Raw genomic sequence first — 21,961 nt, 5'->3', positions numbered from 1 at the left:
CGATTTGCCGAGACGAGGCTGGGGGCGGCGGGCGGACACCACAATCGATTCAAGCCCATCGACACCGATCATCAACGGACCAGGCCTTTTTTTGAACGTACTTGCACCACGTCGCAGCACCTTGCCGGGCTTTGGTCTCACCATGGGACTGACGCTGACCTGGCTGTCTCTGATCGTCCTGATTCCGCTTGCGGGGCTGTTCGTCCGCTCGACCGATCTCAGCCTCGACCAGTTCTGGGACATCGTCACCAGCCGGCGCACGTTGAGCGCACTCAAGATCTCGTTCGGCCTCGCCTTCGCCGCAGCCTGCGTGAATCTCGTGATGGGCACCATCGTCGTGTGGGCGCTGGTGCGCTACCGCTTTCCGGGGCGCCGACTGTTCGACGCGATCGTCGACGTTCCGTTCGCGCTGCCGACGGCAGTGGCCGGCGTGGCACTGACTGCGCTGTTCACCCAGAAGGGCTGGCTCGGCGCCCCGCTCGCCGCGATGGGGATCAAGGTGGCGTTCACGCCGCTCGGCATCTTCGTCGCGATGATCTTCATCGGCATCCCCTTCGTCGTCCGCACGGTGCAGCCGGTGCTGATCGATCTCGATCCGGAGATCGAGGAGGCGGCGGCGAGCCTCGGCGCCGGGCGCTGGCAGATCGTGACCCGCGTGATCCTGCCGAGCCTGACGCCGGCGCTGCTCACAGGCTTCGCACTCGCCTTTGCGCGCGCGGTCGGCGAGTACGGATCGGTGATCTTCATTGCCGGCAATCTGCCGAACGTCTCCGAGATCGCGCCGCTGCTGATCGTGATCCGGCTGTCCGAATTCCGCTACGCCGATGCCACCGCGATCGCGGTGGTCATGCTCGTCGTGGCGTTCCTGATCATCTTTGCCGTGAACCGGTTGCAGCGCTGGGCGCAGAGCCGGGCGCCCTTGAACTAGGACCCGACATGAGCGTGGAGATGACCCTGCAGGCGCCGTCCGTGGCATCGTCCGCGACCAGCCCGCGCCTGGCGCAGGCCGGCCGCCCCGATCCGCGCACCGAGCCGCGCCTGGTCCGCATCGTCATCACGACGTTGGCATTGGCGTTCCTGTCGGTGTTCGTGGTGCTGCCGCTGATCGTCGTGTTCGTGGAAGCGTTCGGCAAGGGCATCGCTGCCTATTTTACCGCGCTTGCCGACGCCGAGGCGTGGGACGCGATCCGCCTGACGCTGCTGGTGGCGCTGGTCTCGGTCGGCACCAATCTCGTGTTCGGCCTGTGCGCCGCCTGGTCGATCGCCAAGTTCGACTTTCCGGGCAAGACGTTCCTGATCACCCTGATCGATCTGCCGTTCTCGGTGAGCCCGGTGATATCGGGCCTCGTGTTCGTGCTGCTGTTCGGCGCGCAGGGGTTCTTCGGCCCGTGGATGCAGAGCCATGGCCTGCAGATCCTGTTCGCCTTTCCCGGCATCGCGTTGGCGACCGTGTTCGTGACCTTCCCGTTCGTGGCGCGCGCACTGATCCCGCTGATGCAGGAGCAGGGCACGCAGGAGGAGGAGGCGGCGATCTCGCTCGGCGCGTCCGGCCTGCAGACGTTCTTCCGCGTCACCCTGCCGAACATCAAATGGGGCGTGCTGTATGGCGTGCTGCTCTGCAACGCGCGCGCGATGGGCGAGTTCGGCGCCGTCTCGGTGGTGTCCGGCCATATCCGCGGCGAGACCAATACGATGCCGCTGCTGGTCGAGATCCTCTACAACGAATACCAGATGGTCGCCTCGTTCGCGATCGCCTCGCTCTTGGCGATGCTCGCGCTGATCACGCTGGTCGTCAAAACCGTCCTCGAACGGCAACTCGATGAGGGAGGTCAGCATGACCATTGAAGTCAGGGGTGTCGTCAAGACGTTCGGCTCGTTCAAGGCGCTCGACGGCGTCGATCTCAAGGTCGCCGACGGCGAATTGCTGGCGCTGCTGGGCCCGTCCGGGTCGGGCAAGACGACCTTGCTGCGGATCATCGCCGGGCTGGATTGGCCTGATGCCGGCGAGATCCTGTTCGACGGCGAGAGCGCGCTCGATCGCGGCGCGCGCGAGCGCCATGTCGGCTTCGTGTTTCAGCACTACGCGCTGTTCCGGCACATGAACGTGTTCGAGAACGTCGCCTTCGGCCTGCGCGTGCAGCCGCGCCGCGTCCGCAAGAGCGAGGCGGAGATCCGCGCGCGCGTGAAGGAGCTGCTGGATCTCGTCCAGCTCGACTGGCTCGCCGATCGCTATCCGAGCCAGCTCTCCGGCGGCCAGCGCCAGCGCATCGCGCTGGCGCGTGCGCTCGCCATCGAGCCGCGCATCCTCTTGCTCGACGAGCCGTTCGGCGCGCTCGACGCCAAGGTGCGCAAGGAGCTGCGGCAATGGCTGCGCACCTTGCATCACTCCATCAACGTCACCTCGATCTTCGTCACCCACGACCAGGAGGAGGCGCTCGAGGTCGCGCACCGCGTGGTGGTGATGGACAAGGGCCGGATCGAGCAGGTCGGCTCGCCGAGCGACGTCTACGACGCGCCGGCGACGGCGTTCGTCCACGGCTTCATCGGCGAGTCGATCATGCTGCCGGTCGAGATCACCGGCGGCGCGGTGCACCTCAAGGGACGCCCGCTCGATCTCGCGGCCGAAGGCGCGGCGGCCGGGGCCTCCACCTTGTTCGTGCGCCGCCACGACATGGTGATCGGTCCGGCCGGCAGCGGAACGCTGGACGGCGACATCACTCATGTCCGCAGCTTCGGCCCGGTGCAGCGCGCCGAAATCGCGCTGGCGGAGGGCGTCGCGACGATCGAGATCGACGCCCCGCGTGACCGCGAGCTCAGGATCGGCGAGCGGGTCGGACTGAAGCCGCGGCATTATCGGATCTTTGCGGGGTGAGGGCGCGTGGCCGCGTGGGCCGCGGCCAGCTCGATCCGGCGATGTATGCCGTGAGCTCCGAGCACTTGCAGCTCTGAGCCGTAGGCCTCAACCAAAAAAAACAGTGTCGTCCCGGACAAGCCCGACAACGCGTAGCGTTGGCGGGCGCCGATCCGGGACCCATACGCCGTGACGTCCGTTGTTGAGCCCGCTCGACCGGCATCGCGTCTCGCCACGACCGCCGCGGCGTCTGGGTGCCGGTGCGACACTAAAATTGTGGCGCCGTCCTTGGCTTGATCGCACGGAGGGTCCGCGCCGCCACGGCGCTTGACCGCGTGGACGTTATGGTTGACGAACCGTTGCCGGCCGGATTGGCCGCAATTGTACCGATGGAACTTACCTCCGATTCACCTTTCAGCCACGGTTGATGTGCAACAACCCGCCTCTCTCGTCGGCATAGGGACTGGTTCATTGAAGCATCTGGCACTCGCTCTCTCCGTTGCATTCCTGCTCGCCGGCTGCGCGGCCGAGACGCCGGTGGTGCAGGCGCCGACCATGTATGCCGACATGGCGGTCGCGGGCGCGAAGCTCGATGCTGTCGCTGCCGCGACGATGATCTCGCAATACCGCCAGAACAACGGGCTCGGCATGGTCGAGGTCGATCCCGAGCTGATGCGGCTCGCGGAATCGCAGTCGCACGCCATGGCCGACAAGAACAAGCTGGATCATGACGTGCGCGCCCCGCTGGCGAAGCGCTTGACCGGCGCGGGATACGATGCGGCGGTCGCGGTCGAGAACGTCTCGGCGGGCTACCACACGCTGGCGGAGGCCTTCTCGGGCTGGCGCGACTCGCCGCCGCATCGCGCCAACATGCTGAAAAATGGTGTCACAAAAATAGGCATCGCAGCGAGCTATGCTCCGAATACCAAGTACAAAGTGTTCTGGACCATGATCCTGGCCGCGCCGGACGGCAAGAAGCCCTCCTGACAGGCAGGGCTGCCGCCGCCCTGCGCAGGCCGCGCGCGCGGCGCTCGCGCGAGTCAGGGCCGACGTAGCCCTTGGGGTGGATTGACGTCACCGCGAAGTGACGCCACGTTGGCGCCTTGCTTTGCTAATGACCGCAGTAATGACGCAACATCCGTTTCCCCCGCTGCCTGCAACCCCCAGCGAATCGCAACGTGTCCTCGTCCTGCAGGGCGGCGGCGCGCTCGGCTCCTATCAGGCCGGCGCCTATCAGGCGCTGTGTCATTTCGATTTCGAGCCGGAATGGGTCGCCGGTATCTCGATCGGCGCCATCAACGCCGCGATCATCGCCGGCAACGACCGGGACAAACGCATCGGCCGTCTCAAGGAATTCTGGGAGATGGTGTCGTCGCCGGTGCCGTGGAAGCCGCTGCTCAATGGCGATCATCACCGCTCGGCCTTCAATGAGGTCAGTGCCGGGCTGATCGCTGCCTTCGGCGTGCCCGGCTTCTTCACGCCGCGCTTTCCGCCGGCGCCGCTGTGGCCGTCCGGCACGCCGCAATCGGTCAGCTATTACGACACCGCGCCGCTCAAGCGGACCCTGGAGCGACTCGTCGATTTCGACCGCATCAACGATCTGAAGACACGCCTCTCCGTCGGCGCCGTCGGCGTCACCACCGGCAATTTCACCTATTTCGACAATGTCGAATTCAAGAAGCAGGGCAAGCGGATCGGACCCGAGCACATCATGGCGTCTGGCGCGCTGCCGCCCGGCTTCCCGCCGGTCGAGATCGACGGCGAGCATTATTGGGACGGCGGCATCGCCTCCAATACGCCGCTGGACTACGTGCTCGACACCGAGACCGATCGTGATCTCCTGATCTTCCAGGTCGATCTGTTCTCCGCACGTGGCGATCTGCCGAGGACGCTGCTGGAGGCCGCCGAGCGCGAGAAGGACATCCGCTATTCCAGCCGGACGCGGATGAACACGGACAAGAACCGCATGATCCACAACACGCGCAAAGCGCTGCGCGAGCTCTATGCCAGGCTGCCGGACGAGCTGCGCAACGATCCGTCGCTCGAGATCCTGTGCAAGGCAGCACAGGAGAACACCGTCACGGTGGTGCACCTGATCTACCGCAGCAAGAGCTACGAGAGCTCGTCGAAGGACTACGACTTCTCCCATGTTGCGATGGTCGAGCATTGGGAGGCGGGCGTTCGCGACGTCCACCAGTCGATGCATCATAAGGACTGGCTGGAGCGGCCGCAGTCCGGCGAGACCATGGTCACCTACGATCTCACGCAGGACGGCAGTCTCGCTGCCGCCAAGAAGGAGTGAAGCAATGACGACGAACCTCAAGGGCAAGACCGCGGTCGTGACCGGCTCCACCAGCGGCATCGGGCTCGCTTATGCCCGCGCCTTCGCGTCGGCCGGCGCCAACATCGTCCTCAACGGCTTCGGCGCCTCCGCCGACATCGAGAAGGAGCGCGCGGCGATCGAGAGCGACTACAAGGTCAAGGCCGTGCACTCGCCGGCCGACATGAGCAAGCCGGCCGAGATCGCCGGCATGATCGCGCTCGGTGAGACCACGTTCGGCTCGGTCGACATCCTCGTCAACAATGCCGGCATCCAGTTCGTCTCGCCGGTCGAGGACTTTCCGCCGGAGAAGTGGGAGCAGATCATCGCGATCAATCTGTCGTCCGCGTTCTACGGCATCCGTGCCGCCGTGCCCGGCATGAAGAAGCGCGGCTGGGGCCGCATCATCAACACCGCCTCGGCACACTCGCTGGTCGCATCTCCGTTCAAGTCGGCCTATGTCTCGGCCAAGCACGGCATCGCCGGCCTCACCAAGACCGTGGCGCTCGAGCTCGCGACCTTCAAGATCACCTGCAACTGCATCTCGCCGGGCTATGTCTGGACGCCGCTGGTGGAGAAGCAGATTCCGGACACCATGAAGGCGCGCAACCTCACCAAGGAGCAGGTCATCAACGACGTGCTGCTGGCGGCGCAGCCGACCAAGGAGTTCGTGACCTCCGAGCAGGTCGCGGCGCTGGCGCTGTTCCTGTGCGGCGACGATGCGGCGCAGATCACCGGCACCAACCTGTCGATCGACGGCGGTTGGACTGCGGCGTAACGATCGCAGAGAGCGCTGAACGAGGCACCAGTTTCGCGCCGAGGCGGGTTTCGCTTCGGCGCGGTCCATTCTACAAGCGTGCGTTTCCACGACCAGCGCACGGACCCCTGACCTTGCTGACCACGATCATCGGCCTCGGCGCCGCCATCTGCACCACGAGCTCGTTCCTGCCCCAGGTCATCAAGGCCTGGCGGTCGCGCTCGACCCATGACATCTCGATGGGCATGTTCGTGCTGCAGACCACCGGCAACTCGATGTGGCTGCTCTACGGCGCGCTGATCAGCGACTTGCCGCTGGTCGTCGCCAACGCCATCACGCTGGGCTTGGTGGCCGCGATCCTCGGCCTGAAGCTGCGCTACGGCTAGGATGCAGACGATGGCCTTCGATCCGGTCCGCTTGAGCAAGTTCCTCAGTCTCGTGCTGCGCCACCAGCCAGATGCAATCGGCTTGGTGCTGGATGCGCAGGGCTGGGCGATCATCGATGATCTGATCGCGCGCGCGGCGGCGGCGGGGACCGTCCTCAGCCGGGCCGATCTGGAGCAGGTGGTTGCGACCAGCGACAAGAAGCGCTTCACGGTCTCGCAGGACGGGCAGCGCATTCGGGCGGCGCAGGGACATTCGGTGGCGGTGGAGCTTGGCTTGACCCCGCGCGAGCCGCCCGCCGTGCTGTATCACGGAACGGCGACGCGCTTCGTCGAAGCGATCATGGCAGAAGGCTTGAGGCCGCAGTCACGCCAGCAGGTGCATCTGTCTTTGGATGAGGCGACGGCCGTCAATGTCGGGCGCCGGCACGGCGATCCCATCGTGCTGCGCGTCGATGCCGCAGCGATGCATCGGGATCGCTTGAAGTTCTTCGTTGCGGACAACGGCGTCTGGCTGACCGACCACGTGCCTCCGGAGTACCTGAGCGTCGACCCCGCGCCGTAACCCGCGCGCGCGTCGCAGAACGTCGCGATATCAGCTGCGGCGCGCGAACACGCTCGCGGTGGTGGACGCGACGCTCTGTCCCGGCGGCAGCACGACCACAGTCGATCCGAGTTGGACGTGATTGTAGAGGTCGGCGACGTCGGTGTTGGTCATGCGGATGCAGCCGGATGAGATCGCCTGGCCGATATATTCGGGCTGGTTGGTGCCGTGGATGCGGTACAGGGTGTCCTTGTTGCCCTCGTAGAGATAGATCGCGCGGGCGCCGAGCGGATTGGCCGGGCCGCCGGCGACGCGCTTCGGATACGGCCCGAGGCGCGCCTGGATGTCGGCGGTTGGAATCCAGTCCGGCCATTCGGCGAGCTTGCCGACCGTGGCGACGCCGGAGAAGGCCATCGCCTCCTCGCCAACGGCGACGCCGTAGCGGATCGCCTTGCGGTCGGGCAGCACGTAGTACAGGAACCGCGCATCGGTATCGACGACGATCGTGCCCGGCTGTTCCTGCCGGGTGTATTCGACGATGTGGCGCTGGAACTGTTGCGGGATCTGCGCCTCGGCATAGGGGGCGTGCGCAAGCAACTGGCGGTCGCGCGGCGTCAACGCCGCATCGGTCGATGGCGACAGCGTCGCTTCCATGCAGCCGGCCAGCATCAGGGTTCCGGCCAGCGAGAGTGCGACCCCCAGTCTCGACATCTCATTCTCCCCCAGAGCGCGATCAAGTCACCTGCCCGGAGGATCGCGCCAATATCAAGGCGTTGCACCCAACACTTGCGTGATCGCCGCGCGGGACGAGATGGGGCGGCGTTGCGCTCGCAGTTCCGCCAAGGCGAGGCCAAGATGACGCAACAGATGCGTCAACATGGTTCCCTCAAGATGCCTTGCCGAAGGCGAGGACGTGCAGCCCGAGCCGCTGCTTGACGATGCGGAACAGCAGCACGGTCTCGAAGGCCAGCGACAGCGAGGTCGCGGCCGCGGCGCCGTAGCCGCCGAACTGCGGAACCAGCAGGATGCAGAGCACGAGGTTCATGACGAAGGCCGCCGCATAGGCCATGGCGCAGGCGCGCTGCTGGCCCAGCATGTTCAACAGTCGCTCCACCGGACCGATCGCCGACCGCACGACGAGGCCGATCGCGGCGATGAACATGATGTCGTAGCCGGCGGTGAACTGCGCGCCGAACAGAAACAGCAGCGGCTTGCCGAGCGCGAGCAGCACCAGGGTCGCCGCGAGCGACGGCCAGAATGTCCACTTGATCGCATGCGCGACATAGGCCGACAGCCGCGCCTTGTCGCCGAGCGCGTGGTACTCGGCGAAGCGATGCGCCGTCGTCGCCGACATCGCGTAATGGATGAACGACACCAGCGCGAGCGTCTTCACCACGGCGAAATAGATCCCGACCTCCTCCGAGGAGCGGAATTGCTGCAGCACCAGCACGTCGGTGTAGGACAGCAGCAGGTAGAAGCTCTCGACCAAGAGGATCGGCAGCGAGATCGCGAGCCAGCCGCGGAGATCATATTGTCTGGGGCCCGGCTCGATGTGGCGGCCGAGCCTATGGTTCAGCACCAGCATCTGGCCGAGCATCGCGAGCCACACTGCGGCCGCGCTCGCGGCCATCGCCGCGGTCGCACCGAGATCGAGGCCGAGCACGAAGGCGCCCGCCGTGAAGCCGATGATCAGCGTCTGGCGGATGATGAATTGCGGCATCAGCCCGAGCGTCATCCAGTCGTGCGAGCGGGCGATGCCGTCCTGGGTGTTGGCAACGACGAAGGCTGGCAAGGTGAGACAGCCGATGTAGAGCGGCATGCGCTCGCCGGTGTCGATCCAGGGCGACAGCAGCGCGATCAGGCCGGCGAGCAGCAGCGCCGCAGCGGTGGACGTCGCCAGCGTCAGCCAGCGTCCGCCGGAGAGGAAGCCGCGCAGCAGCGCCTGCTGGCCCGCGGTGCGGTAGTCCGGAATGATCTTCTGCGCCGAGGAGGCGATGCCGACATCCAGCATGCTGCCGAGCAGCAGCACCCAGGTCCAGACATAGACGTAGGTGCCGTAGTCCGAGCCGCCCATCCAGCGCGCGAGCAGGATCTGGCTGAGATAGGCGAGGCCCGCGCTGAGCACGCGGATCAGGAAGATGGTGCCGGCCAGGCGGCGCGTCAGCGACGCCTCGCCGCTGCCGCCGAGCGCGGCCAAGCGCGCCTTCAGCCGGCCTGCGAGGCCGGTCGATGCGGGGGCGTTGCGGGCATCCATCACGGCCACGGCGGGGTCCGGCTCCACGGCCGCGCGGATGGCGGCGATGGTCCTCCCTATCAACGCAACGTTAAGATTGAGTTGGACCGGCCCCGCCTCGCTCGCCCGGCGCAGCCGCCGTCAGGGCAGATTGAAGTTGAACTCGTAGGCCCTGTCGGGGCCGACCAGCGTGAATTTCAGGGCCGCGCCGTCCGGCTTCACGCCGGGCGGAACGCCGTCGAGCTCGAAGGCGAAGCGCTTGATGCCCGGTATGCCGCTGTCGCGCACGGTCGGGATCGGCAGCGCCCAGTCCGGCGTCGGCCCCTCGACATAGAGCTGGACACTGCGCGGATCGGCGACGGCCACGTCGACGATGACGTCCTTCTGGCCGTCGCGCTTGACGTCGCGGATCGTCAAGGGATTGGCATCGCCGACGGTGGCCGGCTTCGGCACCGTGTCGAGGGCCGCCGAGAGCGCCGTATCCTCGGTGCTGGCGACGCTGGTGAAGGCGAGCTCGGCCTTCGCTTCGACGGGAATGCAGATCTTCTCGCAGACCGCGTAGCTGATGTCGGCGCGCAGGGTCATCGGCTTGTCGGCGTTCTTGGCGACGATGCGCAGCGGCAGCACGACCTGATCATGATAGCCGAGCGAGTGTCCGCCGGCGCCGTCGTCGAACTTTGTCGGCGCGGGCCACAGAACCGTCACCGCTTCGACGTTCTCCGACTTGGAAAAGTCGAACCGCGGCGGCACGCCTGAATCGCCGGGCGTTCGCCAATAGGTCTTCCATCCCGGCTGCAGCGCAAGGGCGATGCCGCCCAGCATGACCGGACCGCTGCGCGAGCCCGCGAGCAGGCGCACTGCGGAGTGGCTGTCGCGCTGCCAGGGCGAGGAATCCTGAGCCTGCGCACCGAACGCAAGGCAGGATGATACGACGGTCGCGACGAGCAGTGTGGCAGAGTGGTGAGGAACCAAGGCGGACATGAGACGTCTTTAGAGTGCGGTTCGGGCGCAAACCATTGAAATGCTTGTGAGCAGATTTCCTCGCGAGGACCTGAACCTTGATTGACAGATGCGCATCCCAATATCAGGATATCAAAGATCATGAGAGTCCTTGCGGATGAATCCTGAGGCAAAAAGGCTGGGCGACATTCGCCGCAAAGTGACAGGGATCGGGGATCACACCTCTCACGGTGGTTACCTCGACGGCCAGCTGCTGGTTGCAATGCCCGTGATGGGCGATTCCCGTTTCGAGCGCTCGGTGATCTATCTCTGCGCGCACTCGGCTGAGGGCGCCATGGGTATCATGGTGAACCGGCCGGCGGGCAGCATCGACTTCCCTCAGCTGTTGATGCAACTGAATATCATCGAGAAGAGCGATCAGATCAGCCTGCCCGACAGCGCCGAGACCATGAAGGTGCTGAGCGGCGGCCCGGTCGATACCGGACGCGGCTTCGTGCTGCATTCGAGCGACTACTTCATCGCCAACGCGACCTTGAAGATCAACGACGGCGTCTGCCTGACGACGACGATCGACATCCTCAAGGCGATCGCCAAGGGCGACGGTCCGAAGCACGCCATCCTCGCCCTCGGCTATGCCGGCTGGCGCGCCGGCCAGCTGGAGGAAGAGATCCAGGACAATGGCTGGCTGCATTGCGACGCCGATCCGGAGCTGATCTTCGGCGACAATGTCGACGCCAAATACGATCTCGCGCTGCGCAAGATCGGCATCGACCCCGGCATGCTGTCCAACGCCGCGGGGCACGCGTAGGCGGCAATCATCCCGCTGATGTCCCGGCGCTCGCTGGGATCGAAGAAGCGCATTGTCGAGGTCTTCCCGGACTCTCCGCCGTCGTTGCGAGCGCAGTGTTCAGCCCGGAGACATGACTGCGAAGCAATCCAGAGTCCCGCTCGCGACTCTGGATTGCTTCGTCGCTTCGCTCCTCGCAATGACGGCCTCTCTCGAACGAGAGTCTGAACCAGCGCTACTCCGCCGCCTGCTGCGCCACCGTCGGCTCGGTGCCGGCCACGGTGGCGCGGTGCATGTCGCGCGGTTGCGACTGATCGTAGCGGCGCACGCGGTGCATGGTCTGCCTGTTGTCCCACATGATCAGATCGTGCAGCGTCCATTTGTGGACGTAGACGAACTCGGGCTGTGTGGCATGCTCGGTGAGGTCGCGCAACAGCAGCCGCCCTTCCGGCATGCTCATGCCGAGCACGGCGCCGGCATGCGACGACAGATACAGCGACTTGCGGCCGTGCGCCGGATGGGTGCGGACCAGCCGCTGCCTGACCGGCTTGAACATCTCCTTCTCCTCACCGGTGTAGTCGAGGAAGCCGAGCGAGCCGCGCGAATACATCAGCGAATGTTCGCAGACGAGATCCTCGATCTCGTCCTTGGTCTCCCGGTCGAGCGCGTCATAGGCGGCGCGCATGTCGGCGAATTCGGTGTTGCCGCCCTTCGGGTTCACGATTCGCGCCGACAGGATCGAGTACTTCGCCGGGATCGGCCGGAACGAGCTGTCGGAGTGCCACAGGCAGTTGCCGAGATTGAACAGATGCGTGCGATGGTCCGGTGGCAGCGGCTTGCCATCCTTGCCGAGATTGGAGACGTCGTTGAGGCCGGTGGTGAGGCGGTAATCCTCCTTCCTGGTGACCGTGCCGCCGCGCGCCTGCTCGCGGTCGCCGAAACTGAGCGCGAAGGCGAGCTGCTGCTCGTCGGTGATGTCCTGATCGTGAAATACGAGAACGGCGTAGTGGTCGATCGCGGCCTGCAATTGCGCGACCTCGTCCCGAGCGAGAGGCTTGCGCAGATCGACACCGGACACTTCGCCGACGAAATGCGGATGCAGCTGCCGGATGGCGATCGCCATGGTGTCCTCCTCGCGTCCTCATGACGGCGGACTCCTGTCCGCTTCTACTGAAGCAAGAGGCTACGCCGGCGATGTGCGAAGTCAACGCAAGGCGCGGAGCGCCGCGCGCACGGCTGTCATGCCGGCGCGTCAGACGTCATGCGTTGCGGGCCATCAGCCCGCCGTCCACGGGGATCACCGCTCCGGTGAGGAACGAGGCGGCCGGCAGGCACAGGCTCAAGGTCATGTGCGCGACCTCCTCCGGATCGCCGTAGCGGCCAAGCGCGGTGCGGCGCCGCGCGTAGACCGCCTTCTGCTCGTCTGGAATGCGCGCGGTCATCGCGGTCGTGATCGGGCCCGGGCAGATGCAGTTGACGGTGATGCCGTCGCGGCCGAGCTCGACGGCGAGCGAGCGCGTCAATCCAGTCACGCCTGCTTTCGCCGCGGAATAGGCGCTGTGCAGCGCCGTTGCGCCGAGCGCCTCGGTCGAGGCGATGTTGACGATGCGCGGGCTGGATGAGCGGCGCAGATGCGGCAGCGCGGCGCGGATGACGCGCTGCTGCGCCGTCAGCATGATCGCAAGCCCTCTCGCCCAGGCCTCGTCGTAAGCCTCGTCGTCGATCGCGACACGGACCGAGATGCCGGCATTGTTGACGAGGATGTCGAGCCCGCCGAAATGCGCCGCGGCCTCGCCGACGACGGCGCTGATGGCGTCGCGGTCGGCGAGGTCGAGCCGCCATGCACGCGCTGTTCCGCCGCAGGCCAGGATATCCGCCGCCACGGCGCCGGCCCCGTCCTCATCGATATCGGTGACTGCGACGCTCGCGCCTTCATCGGCGAACACGCGCGCGGTCGCGCGCCCCATCCCCGACGCCGCGCCGGTGATCAGGACGGTCAATCCCTTGACCGAGCGGCTGAGTTGCCTGTGCTGGTGCATATTTGCGGCTCACGGAAAAATGCGCATCGCATGCGCGCCGTCGGGATTATCACTGATCGGACGCATTCGGTAGGCACTCATCCGGCGTGGCCGAATTTGCGTTGCCTACGACAGGGATCAACAAACCGGAGTGATCATGGCGCTCTCCAAGATCTTCATGCGCTTGACGTTGGTGGTGGGACTGATAGCAACCACGGCAGCGCATGCTGACGGCATCAATGCCGGCGGTCGCAAGGCCAGCGCGTTGCGGCCGTTCGACGCGCGGAGCGTTGCCGAGTTCGATACGCCCTGGGCCATCGCCTTCCTGCCCGATGGGCGGATGCTGGTCACGGAGAAGCCGGGCCGGATCTTTCTGGTCACGCAGGACGGGAAGAAGCTCCAGATCGGCAACGTGCCTGCGGTCGCTGTGCGCGGACAGAACGGTCTCCTCGATATCGCGGTGTCGCCGAGCTTCGCGACGACGTCGCAGATCTATCTCACCTACACCGAGCCGAGCGGCGAGGGCAGCCGACTCGTACTGACCCGCGCCGTGCTGTCGTTTGCGAACGATAGCGCCACGCTGACCGACCGCACTGTGATCTGGCGCCAGACGCCGGCCGGCGGCGGCGGGCAGCCCGGCGGCATCGTCGCGTTCGATCCCTCGGGAGCGCATCTATTCCTGACCGTCGGCGACCGCATGCAGCCGAACAGCGCCCAGGATCCGCGGCAGGCGCGCGGCAAGGTGCTCAGGCTTAATCTCGACGGCGCGACGCCGTCGGACAATCCCATGGCCGAGGACAAGGGCGTGCCGGCGCAGACATGGACCACTGGCCACCGCAATCCCTACGGGCTCGCCTTCGCGCCCGATGGCAAGCTCTGGCTGCACGAGATGGGGCCGCGCGGTGGCGACGAGCTGAACCTGATCGAGCCTGGCAAGAACTACGGCTGGCCACTGGTGTCGAACGGCGACAATTACGACGGCACGCCGATCCCGCGTCATGCGACGCGGCCCGACCTCGCGCCGCCGCCGCTCTATTGGGATCCTGTGATCGCGCCGGCCGGCTTGGTCTTCTATGATGGTCCGATGTTTCCGCAATGGAAGGGATCGGCGCTGATCGGAGGCTTGCGGGTGCACGCGCTGGTCCGCGTTGCCTTCCGGGCCGATGGTCCGCCTGACGAGGCCGAGCGCTGGGACATGGGCGAGCGCATCCGCGACGTCGCCGTGGCGCCGGACGGCGCCGTCTGGGTGATCGAGGACGACTCGCCCGGCCGCCTGCTGCGGCTGACACCGATGAAGTAGCTGCGCAGCAGCATTGATGTGAAGGCACCGATGCCGGTGTCGCCACAGCCGCGATGCCGTTGACAGGGCCTGCGCCGATCCCCACACCATCCGACAAATAACAATAGAAGGAGTGGGGAGATGAATGCGCTCGATTTCACGGGACGCTCGGTGCTGGTGATCGGCGGCTCGAGCGGCATCGGCAACGGCATTGCGCAGGCGTTTCGCGCGCAGGGCGCGCGCGTCGATATCAGCGGCACGCGACCGAGTGCTGCCGATTATGCCGCAGACGAGGGCTCCGATCTCGTGGGGTTGAACTACCATCAGCTCGATGTGAGCGATCCCGGCGCGATCGAGAGCTTCGCACCGCAACTCGATCGTCTCGACGTGCTCGTGCTGGCGCAAGGCGCGGTGCTCTACCGGCGCGGCGAGTTTGTCATGGACGGCTTCCGCAAGGTGGTCGAGGTCAACCTCATCAGCCTGATGGCCTGTGCGACGACATTTCACGGCCGGCTGCGCGACGCCAAGGGCGCGCTCATCATCGTCTCGTCGACCGCGGCCTATCATTCCACCATGGGCAACCCGGCCTACAACGCCTCGAAGACCGGTGCGATGGGATTGACGCGAACCCTGGCGGAGGCGTGGGCGGAGGACGGCATCCGCGTCAACGGGATCGCGCCCGGTCTCGTCGACACCAAGATGACCAAGGTGACGACCGCCAATCCGAAGCGCCTTGAGAGCGCGCTGCAGCGCATCCCGCTGCGGCGGTTGGGCACGCCGCAGGACATGGCCGGTGCGGCGCTGTTCCTGGCCTCGCCGCTGTCGTCCTACATCATCGGCCAGACCCTCGTCGTCGACGGCGGCCTCATTTTGTAGTGGTCCGGAACCTGCGCCGTGCTGGCCGGTTAGCAGGCCAGCAATCCCGCACAATGCAGAGAAGGAGAGCGGCAATGGATCAGGATCGGCTGACCGGTACGGCCAAGGATGTCGCAGGCAAGATCGAAGGCGGCGTCGGCGAGATGTTGGGCGACAAGAGCACGCAGGCGTCGGGCCGTGCACGCGAGGCTTCGGGTGTCGTTCAGAACATGTATGGCCAGGCCAAGGACGCGGCGCGCGAGGCCGGCGATGCGGCGATGGATTTCGCCAAGGATACGTTCGGCAACGGCTCCGAAACGCTCCGTGACGGCACGCAGGCCCTGACCAAGCGGGTTCAGGACAATCCGATAGGTGCACTCCTGGTCGCCGGCGGCATCGGCTTCCTGCTGGCGATGCTGATGCGCTCGCCGAGCCGGCCGCAGCCGCCGCAGCGCTGGCGCTACTGAGGCTGCAACAGCCCCGCTGACGGACGATCAGATGAAAATCGGCCCGCATTCGTTCTCGAATGCGGGCCGATTTGTCATGGTCATCTTGTTCCGGAATGATCCGCGTCGATCGCCCCCAGCGCCGAAATGCGGTCACGATCAGCGGCCCTGGGTCTCCAGCGCTGCTGCCGAGCGGCCGACCAATCCTGGCGGCCGCGGCGGCGCGTTCGGATTGCGCGCGGCGGGCGGCCGCGCCGGCTGCTGAGGCGCGCCGAAGCCAAAGAAGTCGCGGACGCCCTGATTCGGCTGCTGCGTTTGGGCTGGCGGCTGCTGAGCGGGCGCCGCCGGCGTGGTCAGCCGCTTCTGCCTCGGCTGCGGCGGCACCGGTCCCTGCGCGGCCGGAGTTGCTTCCGCCGGCGAGGTCGCGGCCATTGGCGCCTCCGGCCGGGTGAACTCCTTCGGCGGCTCCTTGGCCTGCTCGCGCCCAACCTCGCGGCGGGGCCAGGCGAAATCGTCGGCGCGGCCGGCCGGCGGGCTCAACGCCTCGCCCTTGACCAGGGTCCGGGCCGCCAGCGCATCGACCGCCGCAGGTCGGGAGCCGGGGCCGCCCAGCAACTGGTCGGTGCCGACGGATGACGCCACCAGCGGCAGGATCGGGCCGGCGACCGGCCGCGGCGCCGGCTGGCCGGGCACGGCATTGGCGTCCGGCGTCGCCGGCTCGTTCGGCAATTCGAGCGGCGCTGAACGGGCCGCGAGCAGCCGGTTGATCTCACGCTCGGCATAGTGGGCGAGCTTGCGTGCGCCCGGCTTGGTGAAATACACGCCGTCATAGGAGCGCAGCTGCCGGATCTGGCCTTCGAAGTCCGGCCCCTTCTGCAGGAAGCGGCCGGACTCGTCGACAAAGCCGTCCCAGACGTCGACATAGGTGATGCCGGCCTTGCCGGCCGCATCGCGATACAGCGAATCGAGGAACAGCGTGTCCGCCGTGCCCTTGGGACCGCGAACCGCGGGAAGGCCGACCCAGAGCACGGGCACGCCCTTGCTCTTGGCGATCGCGACCATCTCCTCGATCTTCTTCGTGTAGAGCTCGACCCAGCGCTCGTCCCGGAACTCATAGAGGCCGCCCGGCGAGCGGGCGGCCTTCTCCGGTGCCGCGACCGCGGGCGTGTCGTTGTCGGCCTCGTCCTGCGGCAAATCGGTATCGACAGCCTTGTCGTCGGGCTTGGCCGCCGTGTCGGCCTTGCCATCCGGCTTGGCTTCGCCCGGCTTGGCCTCACCGGGCTTTGTCTCACCAGGCTTGGCCTTGGCATCCTTCTTGGCCTTGTCGCCCTTCTTGTCGTCGGGCTTCTCGGTCTTCTCCATCGCGGGCTCGCGCAGCGAGATGCGGTCGTTGAGGCCGAGCATGATGACGATGGCGTCGGCGCGCTCGGTCGCCAGGATGCCCTTGGCGGCGGCGGCCCAGTCGGCCGGCTCGCCCTTGGGCTGGTACTTGATGAGGCCCGAAGTGGTCCTGATCTTGCGGGTCACGCCCATGTCGGGCTGCTCGGAATAGGCCTCTTCCAGGCCATAGGCGAGCCAGTCGGCCATGGCGTCGCCGAGCACCAGCACATAGCGGTCCGGCGCGCCGTCACGCTTCTCCGGCGGCGGCGCCTTGGAATAGTCCTGGATCACCCTCTTCGGCTGTTGCTGCGGGAACGGAGTAAAGAAGTCGCCGCCGAACCAACCTCCGCCACCTCCACCGCCGCGCGGCGCCGGGCGGGGCGAGGCGAACGGGTTGAAGTTGAAGAACTGGGCCGAGGCGGGGCCGGCGATGCCGACGAGCATGGCGATGACGACCGCCAGCACGACCAGCGGGCCGGGCTCGTTCAACAGCTTGAGGATGGACTTCAGCTTTGACATGCGCACCCGTCGCGCGGCGAGATCGTGACGATCCATATAATAGGACGCGAATCAGGCCGCAAACGGGCATTCACCGGATGGTGTTGATGGCATCGGCAATCGCCCCACACGGTTACCGGCAGGGCAGATTGGGCTGTATTCAGCGCGCCCGCAGCCGTTCGAGCACATCTGAGGTGGCAAATCCGTCCGCCGGCGCCCCGATCGAGGCCTGGAAGTTCCGCAGCGCCTCGCGCGTCTGGCCACCGAACTGGCCGTCCGGCGTTCCGCGGTAAAATCCGCGCTCGGCGAGCAATTGCTGCAGCTCGAGCCGCTCGCCGCGCGACAGCGTCCGCTCCTCGCGCGGCCAGGCCTGAACGAACGGCGGTCCGCCCCGCAGACGGTCGGCGAAGTGGCCGATCGCCAGCGCATAGGCTTCCGCCGGGTTGTATTTCATGATGACGCGGAAGTTCTGCAGCATCAGGAAGCCGGGGCCCTGGGCGCCGGCCGGCGCCAGCAGATAGGCCTTTTCGGCGCTGGCCGGGAACGGCTGACCGTTGGCTCGCCGCAGGCCGAGCTGTTCCCACTGGCCGAAGCTCATGCTCTTGGCGCGGTCAGCGAGCATGTAGTTGAAGCCCTGGGGCACCACGACCTCGTAGCCCCAGCTCTGGCCGCTCTGCCAGCCGTCCTTCTTCAGATTGTTGGCGGTCGAGGCGATCAGGTCGGCCGGATTGTCGACGACGTCGCGGCGGCCATCGCCGTCGGCATCGACGGCGAAGCGCTTGAACGCGGTCGGCATGAACTGAGTCGGGCCGAAGGCGCCTGCCCACGAGCCGCGCATCTGCTCGGGGCGCAAATCGCCGCGATTGAGGATCTCCAGGGCGGAGAGGAACTCGTCCTTGAAATAGGCCTGGCGGCGGCCGATGCAGGCGAGCGTCGCGGTCGACTGAAGCACGCTGCGGTCGCCGATCTGGGTCGAGTAGTTGGACTCGATGCCCCAGATCGAAGCGATAATGTAACGGTCGACGCCATAGGCGCGCTCGGCCGCATCGAACTGGGGCTTGTACGTCGCCAGCACCTCGCGGCCCTTCGCCAGCCGGTTGTCGTTCACCAGGATGTCGAGATAGTCCCAGATCGACTTGGTGAATTCGGGCTGCGCGTCGAGCAGGTCCATGATGCGCAGGTCCGGCGACAGGCCGGCGGTGAAGCGCTGGAAATTGTCCTGCGTGATGTTGCGCCGTGCGGCATCTGGCCACATGCCGGCGACGCAATTGTCGAAATTGCCGGCGGCTTCGCGGATTGCGGCCGCCGTCATCAGCGGATGGCCGGAGGCGCCGTCCTCGCCGCTCCACGGCTGCGGCCCGCCGGCGGCGGGGGGTTGGTTGGAGGCGGGGTTGCCCTTGGTCAGGGGGGCCGTGAACAGGCCGTCGAGAAAGTTCAGCGGCCCGCCGCCGGATTGCGCGACAGCGGAACCAGACACCACCGTCAACGCCGTGACCAGAACCGCCGCGCCAGCACCGGCCTTCAGAGCTGTCAGCATCACGTTCCGTCGCATCATGTCTCGATCCAGATCGCATGGAAGATCGGGCTCCACGAGGCCCGGTCCTGCTTAACGGGAGATTAACAAGGTTAACGATTTCCGCAGCGAAATTTAGCCGTTCGGTTCGTGTCGAGCGGAACACTGGACCCAACATCCGCCTTTGTTCTCGGCTGCAAACGAGCTACCTAAAATGCGATCGATTTCGCATTCATATCGCCACAAGGTCTAGTCATCCCCATGAAGATCCGCAAAGCCGTTTTTCCGGTCGCCGGTCTCGGCACCCGCGTCCTTCCCGCCACCAAGGCGATGCCGAAGGAAATGCTGACGATCGTCGACAGGCCTCTCATTCAATACGTCTTCGACGAAGCCAAGGAGGCGGGCATCGAGCATTTCGTGTTCGTGACCGGGCGCAACAAGACCGCGATCGAGGATCATTTCGACCGCATGTACGAGCTCGACGCGACGCTCGCGGCGCGCGGCAAGAAGACCGAGATCGAGATCCTGGCGCGCGACCAGCCGGAGGCCGGCGCGGTCAGCTTCACCCGTCAGCAGGCGCCGCTCGGCCTCGGCCATGCCGTGTGGTGCGCGCGCGACATCGTCGGTGACGAGCCGTTCGCGGTGGTGCTGCCGGACGAGCTGGTGCTGAACTCGCCGGGGTGCCTAGCGCAGATGATCGCGGCGGCGAGCAAGCTTCCGGAGAAGAGCAACGTGCTGGCGGTGCAGGAAGTGCCCGCCGACCAGACCCATCAATACGGCATCTGCGGCGTCGGCAAGCGCGACGGCAAGATCTTCGAGGTCGACGGCATGGTCGAGAAGCCGGCCAAGGGCACCGCGCCGTCGAACTTCTCGATCACCGGGCGCTACATCTTGCAGCCTGAGATCTTCCAGATCCTGGCGACGCAGGAGCGCGGCGCCGGCGGCGAGATCCAACTCACCGACGCGATGATCGGATTGTCGAAGACACAGAAATTCTATGGCGTGGATTTCGACGGCGAGCGGCACGATTGCGGCTCGAAGTCCGGCTTCCTGCGCGCCAACATCGCCTTCGGCATGGCGCGGGCCGACCTGCGCGATGGCCTGCGCGAGGACATGAAGCGCTATCTCGAAGGCAAGGGCTGAGGCCAAGCCGGCGAGAAATGCCGCGCCTTCGAGGCGGTTGGCGGCATCACGCCGCCAGCGAGGCCGCGGGTGACGGGTGACGCACCGCTGCGCTGGCGCAGCGGTTACGGCCGGCGGCCTTGGCCATGTAGAGGGCGCGGTCGGCGGCGTTCAGCAGGCCGGTCCAATCGGTGTCGCGCGACGGCGTGACGCTGGCGGCGCCGATGCTGATCGAGGTGGTGCACGCTTCTCCCGCCCACAGCTTGACCTTGCTGCGGATCGTCTCCGCGACGCGCAGCGCATCCGCTTCCGAGGTCCCCGGCAGCAGCACCGCGAACTCCTCGCCGCCATAGCGCGCGGCGCAGTCGCCGGCGCGCCGCACCGAATCGGAGATGCACACGGCAATGCCGACCAGCACCTGATCGCCGGCTTGGTGCCCATGGGTGTCGTTGTAGCTCTTGAAGTGATCGGCATCGATCATCAGCAGCCCCAGCGGCGCGCCGGTGCGCTGCGCCCGCCACCATTCGAGCTCGATCGTCTCGTCGAACTTGCGCCGATTCTTCAGGCCCGTCAGCGGATCCGTGGTCGCGAGCTGCTCCAGCCTGGATTCGATCTTCGCCCGGAGCTGGATCTCGCGCGCGGCGACCTGCGTCGCGGCCAGGACGAACACGATCAGCGCCAGCATCATCGCCCCGATCTCTGCAGCCTCATTGCGCCAGTATGCGTAGACGCTGTCCCACGACTTGCTGGCGATCACGACCAGCGGCTCATTGCCGTTGCGCCAGACCAGGAGCCGCGGCAGATCGTCCAGCGCGCCATAGCTGCTCGACCAGCCGGACGGCTCGGTGAGCGCGCGGGTCACGGCCGGCGCCCGCGCCAGATTGCGGCCGATCGCGGCCGAATCGAACGGCGCGCCGACGACGACGGTGCCGTCGCGCCGGAGCACGGTGATGTTGTCGCCCGACCCGAGCGTGAGCCGTGCGAACAGGTCGCGGAAATAGCCGAGGCGGATCGAGCCGGCGACGACGCCGGCGAAGCGTCCGTCCGGCGTCGAGATGCGGCGGCTGAGAACGATGGAATATTGGCCATGATGCTGGGCGGGCCGCCCGACATAGAGTCCGGTGTCGGGCCGGTCGCGATGCACCTGGAAGAAATCGGCGTCGCTGCGGTCCTCCGGCAGCGGGTCGAGCGTCGACGACTCGAGCGACAGCCGTCCGCGGGCATCGAACACCTGGATGGTGCCGAAATTCTTCGCGGTGGACGAACGGTCGAACAGGATCAGTTGGCGGACCGGCTTGCTGACCTCGTTGATTTCGGGCAGCAACATGTTGCTGGCCACCGCCCGCAGCGAGAGATCGTAGAGCTCGACGTTGCGGCTGATGTCGGCGCCGATGCTGGCGGCCATGTTCTCCAGCGCCTGCCGGGCGCGGACCTCCTCGCTCCGGCGCAGGTCGATCATGACGCTGGCGCAGATGGCGGAGAAACCGATGATGGTCGAGATGGAGCAGGTGATCAGCGTGCGCGCCGAGACCCGCCAAGGCTGCGTCGCCCGGCCCGTTCGGCGTTCCCAGCGCATCGGATCGTCCCGTCCCCGTGGAGTCCCATCCGTAGACTGACGGATAAAGCCGAAGTAACGCATGTTAGGTTAACGAGTCGTTGCGTTCGCGGTGCCTGTCGTCAAGGCGGCCGCACACGCGCTGGTACGATGGAGTCGAGACTTGCCGGACTATGATGCGCTTCGAGATTACCTCAAGCGGCAGACCCGCCCCGAGCTGGTGCTCAGCCTCGACGAGATCGAGGAGTTGATCGGCGACAGCCTGCCGCGCGCCGCGCAGCGCGCCTCGTGGTGGGACAGCCTGCGGAGCCCGCAGGAGAAAATGCCGCAGCGCGAGGCCTGCCTGGCGGCAGGCTATGTCGCGACCCGGCTGCCGGATGGCAAGGGTGTCCGCTTCCGCAAGCTGAAGCCGGAGCGCTGAGCTGCATCCGTGCCCGCGGCAATTGGCCTGCATCCTGCT

General features: G+C 66.5%; 22 protein-coding genes. 14 read left to right on the top strand and 8 right to left on the bottom strand.

The window, feature by feature from the left end; translation table 11 throughout:
- Positions 1-91 precede the first annotated feature (91 nt).
- From cysT to QX126_RS22035, 8 genes are all read left to right on the top strand, one after another.
- Entirely contained in the window at positions 92-928 is an 837-nt protein-coding gene (gene cysT / locus QX126_RS22070) for a sulfate ABC transporter permease subunit CysT (RefSeq protein WP_315734516.1), read from the top strand.
- Positions 929-936: 8 nt separating this feature from the next.
- Positions 937-1,845 carry a sulfate ABC transporter permease subunit CysW gene (cysW, locus tag QX126_RS22065; RefSeq protein WP_315783634.1) on the top strand — a complete coding sequence of 303 codons (909 nt, stop codon included), beginning with the start codon at positions 937-939 and terminating at the stop codon, positions 1,843-1,845.
- Positions 1,835-2,872, top strand: a complete 1,038-nt coding sequence (locus QX126_RS22060; protein WP_315783632.1) for a sulfate ABC transporter ATP-binding protein — start codon at positions 1,835-1,837, stop codon at positions 2,870-2,872. Before cysW ends, QX126_RS22060 begins: the two co-directional genes overlap by 11 nt.
- A gap of 450 nt (positions 2,873-3,322) precedes the next feature.
- Positions 3,323-3,838, top strand: a complete 516-nt coding sequence (locus QX126_RS22055; RefSeq protein ID WP_315783630.1) for a CAP domain-containing protein — start codon at positions 3,323-3,325, stop codon at positions 3,836-3,838.
- A 139-nt stretch (positions 3,839-3,977) separates the two neighbouring features.
- Positions 3,978-5,153, top strand: a complete 1,176-nt coding sequence (locus QX126_RS22050) for a patatin-like phospholipase family protein (protein ID WP_315734508.1) — start codon at positions 3,978-3,980, stop codon at positions 5,151-5,153.
- 4 nt (positions 5,154-5,157) lie between these two features.
- The gene (locus QX126_RS22045) at positions 5,158-5,949 is read left to right on the top strand and encodes a 3-hydroxybutyrate dehydrogenase (protein WP_315783629.1); all 792 of its coding nucleotides are present in this window, start codon (positions 5,158-5,160) and stop codon (positions 5,947-5,949) included.
- Between the two features lie 113 nt (positions 5,950-6,062).
- On the top strand, positions 6,063-6,314 hold the full coding sequence (locus QX126_RS22040; RefSeq protein WP_315713865.1) for a SemiSWEET transporter: 252 nt from the start codon (positions 6,063-6,065) through the stop codon (positions 6,312-6,314).
- A 10-nt stretch (positions 6,315-6,324) separates the two neighbouring features.
- Positions 6,325-6,876, top strand: a complete 552-nt coding sequence (locus QX126_RS22035; RefSeq protein WP_315783627.1) for an RNA 2'-phosphotransferase — start codon at positions 6,325-6,327, stop codon at positions 6,874-6,876.
- Positions 6,877-6,906: 30 nt separating this feature from the next.
- Here QX126_RS22035 and QX126_RS22030 read toward each other — a convergent pair whose 3' ends face one another.
- The 3 genes from QX126_RS22030 to QX126_RS22020 form a co-directional block, all read right to left on the bottom strand.
- Positions 6,907-7,566, bottom strand: coding sequence for a L,D-transpeptidase (locus QX126_RS22030; protein WP_315753347.1), 660 nt, complete (start codon positions 7,564-7,566; stop codon positions 6,907-6,909).
- 175 nt (positions 7,567-7,741) lie between these two features.
- Positions 7,742-9,118 carry a lipopolysaccharide biosynthesis protein gene (locus tag QX126_RS22025; protein ID WP_315783625.1) on the bottom strand — a complete coding sequence of 459 codons (1,377 nt, stop codon included), beginning with the start codon at positions 9,116-9,118 and terminating at the stop codon, positions 7,742-7,744.
- Positions 9,119-9,229: 111 nt separating this feature from the next.
- Positions 9,230-10,069 carry a protein-disulfide reductase DsbD domain-containing protein gene (locus QX126_RS22020; RefSeq protein ID WP_315775448.1) on the bottom strand — a complete coding sequence of 280 codons (840 nt, stop codon included), beginning with the start codon at positions 10,067-10,069 and terminating at the stop codon, positions 9,230-9,232.
- A 136-nt stretch (positions 10,070-10,205) separates the two neighbouring features.
- On the opposite strand from QX126_RS22020, the gene QX126_RS22015 reads away from it, so the two are divergent.
- Positions 10,206-10,856 carry a YqgE/AlgH family protein gene (locus QX126_RS22015; RefSeq protein WP_315713870.1) on the top strand — a complete coding sequence of 217 codons (651 nt, stop codon included), beginning with the start codon at positions 10,206-10,208 and terminating at the stop codon, positions 10,854-10,856.
- 214 nt (positions 10,857-11,070) lie between these two features.
- On the opposite strand, the gene QX126_RS22010 is transcribed toward QX126_RS22015, so the two are convergent.
- Entirely contained in the window at positions 11,071-11,958 is an 888-nt protein-coding gene (locus tag QX126_RS22010) for a TauD/TfdA family dioxygenase (protein WP_315783623.1), read from the bottom strand.
- 136 nt (positions 11,959-12,094) lie between these two features.
- Positions 12,095-12,874, bottom strand: a complete 780-nt coding sequence (locus QX126_RS22005) for an SDR family NAD(P)-dependent oxidoreductase (RefSeq protein WP_315783621.1) — start codon at positions 12,872-12,874, stop codon at positions 12,095-12,097.
- A 136-nt stretch (positions 12,875-13,010) separates the two neighbouring features.
- Here QX126_RS22005 and QX126_RS22000 point away from each other — a divergent pair, with 136 nt between their 5' ends.
- The 3 genes from QX126_RS22000 (at position 13,011) to QX126_RS21990 (ending at position 15,454) form a co-directional block, all read left to right on the top strand.
- Entirely contained in the window at positions 13,011-14,153 is a 1,143-nt protein-coding gene (locus QX126_RS22000) for a PQQ-dependent sugar dehydrogenase (protein ID WP_315783619.1), read from the top strand.
- Between the two features lie 120 nt (positions 14,154-14,273).
- Positions 14,274-15,008, top strand: coding sequence for an SDR family oxidoreductase (locus QX126_RS21995; protein WP_315783617.1), 735 nt, complete (start codon positions 14,274-14,276; stop codon positions 15,006-15,008).
- Between the two features lie 74 nt (positions 15,009-15,082).
- Entirely contained in the window at positions 15,083-15,454 is a 372-nt protein-coding gene (locus QX126_RS21990; RefSeq protein ID WP_315783615.1) for a CsbD family protein, read from the top strand.
- A 138-nt stretch (positions 15,455-15,592) separates the two neighbouring features.
- Here the strand turns inward: QX126_RS21990 and QX126_RS21985 are convergent, their stop codons facing one another.
- Together QX126_RS21985 and QX126_RS21980 are read right to left on the bottom strand one after the other, a co-directional pair.
- A complete protein-coding gene (locus tag QX126_RS21985) occupies positions 15,593-17,332 on the bottom strand; it encodes a DUF459 domain-containing protein (RefSeq protein WP_315783613.1) in 1,740 nt (579 codons plus the stop codon).
- A gap of 139 nt (positions 17,333-17,471) precedes the next feature.
- On the bottom strand, positions 17,472-18,866 hold the full coding sequence (locus QX126_RS21980) for a lytic murein transglycosylase (RefSeq protein ID WP_315783612.1): 1,395 nt from the start codon (positions 18,864-18,866) through the stop codon (positions 17,472-17,474).
- 219 nt (positions 18,867-19,085) lie between these two features.
- On the opposite strand from QX126_RS21980, the gene QX126_RS21975 reads away from it, so the two are divergent.
- Positions 19,086-19,967, top strand: a complete 882-nt coding sequence (locus QX126_RS21975) for a UTP--glucose-1-phosphate uridylyltransferase (RefSeq protein ID WP_315734482.1) — start codon at positions 19,086-19,088, stop codon at positions 19,965-19,967.
- A gap of 46 nt (positions 19,968-20,013) precedes the next feature.
- Here QX126_RS21975 and QX126_RS21970 read toward each other — a convergent pair whose 3' ends face one another.
- On the bottom strand, positions 20,014-21,522 hold the full coding sequence (locus QX126_RS21970; protein WP_315783610.1) for a diguanylate cyclase: 1,509 nt from the start codon (positions 21,520-21,522) through the stop codon (positions 20,014-20,016).
- A gap of 142 nt (positions 21,523-21,664) precedes the next feature.
- On the opposite strand from QX126_RS21970, the gene QX126_RS21965 reads away from it, so the two are divergent.
- Positions 21,665-21,922: a hypothetical protein gene (locus tag QX126_RS21965; protein WP_315734477.1), complete on the top strand. Its 258-nt coding sequence runs from the start codon at positions 21,665-21,667 to the stop codon at positions 21,920-21,922.
- Positions 21,923-21,961: the final 39 nt, after the last annotated feature.

This window comes from Bradyrhizobium sp. SZCCHNPS1003 (genome assembly GCF_032381555.1).
Lineage (GTDB): Bacteria > Pseudomonadota > Alphaproteobacteria > Rhizobiales > Xanthobacteraceae > Bradyrhizobium.
The sequence above is the reverse complement of the archived record's forward strand: the minus strand, read 5'-3'. Positions and strand labels throughout refer to the sequence as shown.

Bases quoted from the DNA above. Each gene is read 5' to 3' on its own strand.
- QX126_RS22020 (WP_315775448.1), bottom strand. From the start codon at position 10,069: ATGTCCGCCTTGGTTCCTCACCACTCTGCCACACTGCTCGTCGCGACC.
- QX126_RS21985 (WP_315783613.1), bottom strand. From the start codon at position 17,332: ATGTCAAAGCTGAAGTCCATCCTCAAGCTGTTGAACGAGCCCGGCCCG.
- QX126_RS22060 (WP_315783632.1), top strand. From the start codon at position 1,835: ATGACCATTGAAGTCAGGGGTGTCGTCAAGACGTTCGGCTCGTTCAAG.
- QX126_RS22005 (WP_315783621.1), bottom strand. From the start codon at position 12,874: ATGCACCAGCACAGGCAACTCAGCCGCTCGGTCAAGGGATTGACCGTC.
- QX126_RS22000 (WP_315783619.1), top strand. From the start codon at position 13,011: ATGGCGCTCTCCAAGATCTTCATGCGCTTGACGTTGGTGGTGGGACTG.
- QX126_RS21995 (WP_315783617.1), top strand. From the start codon at position 14,274: ATGAATGCGCTCGATTTCACGGGACGCTCGGTGCTGGTGATCGGCGGC.
- QX126_RS22030 (WP_315753347.1), bottom strand. From the start codon at position 7,566: ATGTCGAGACTGGGGGTCGCACTCTCGCTGGCCGGAACCCTGATGCTG.
- QX126_RS22010 (WP_315783623.1), bottom strand. From the start codon at position 11,958: ATGGCGATCGCCATCCGGCAGCTGCATCCGCATTTCGTCGGCGAAGTG.
- QX126_RS21990 (WP_315783615.1), top strand. From the start codon at position 15,083: ATGGATCAGGATCGGCTGACCGGTACGGCCAAGGATGTCGCAGGCAAG.
- QX126_RS22050 (WP_315734508.1), top strand. From the start codon at position 3,978: ATGACGCAACATCCGTTTCCCCCGCTGCCTGCAACCCCCAGCGAATCG.
- QX126_RS22045 (WP_315783629.1), top strand. From the start codon at position 5,158: ATGACGACGAACCTCAAGGGCAAGACCGCGGTCGTGACCGGCTCCACC.
- cysW (WP_315783634.1), top strand. From the start codon at position 937: ATGAGCGTGGAGATGACCCTGCAGGCGCCGTCCGTGGCATCGTCCGCG.
- QX126_RS21980 (WP_315783612.1), bottom strand. From the start codon at position 18,866: ATGATGCGACGGAACGTGATGCTGACAGCTCTGAAGGCCGGTGCTGGC.
- QX126_RS21970 (WP_315783610.1), bottom strand. From the start codon at position 21,522: ATGCGCTGGGAACGCCGAACGGGCCGGGCGACGCAGCCTTGGCGGGTC.
- QX126_RS22015 (WP_315713870.1), top strand. From the start codon at position 10,206: ATGAATCCTGAGGCAAAAAGGCTGGGCGACATTCGCCGCAAAGTGACA.
- QX126_RS21975 (WP_315734482.1), top strand. From the start codon at position 19,086: ATGAAGATCCGCAAAGCCGTTTTTCCGGTCGCCGGTCTCGGCACCCGC.
- QX126_RS22035 (WP_315783627.1), top strand. From the start codon at position 6,325: ATGGCCTTCGATCCGGTCCGCTTGAGCAAGTTCCTCAGTCTCGTGCTG.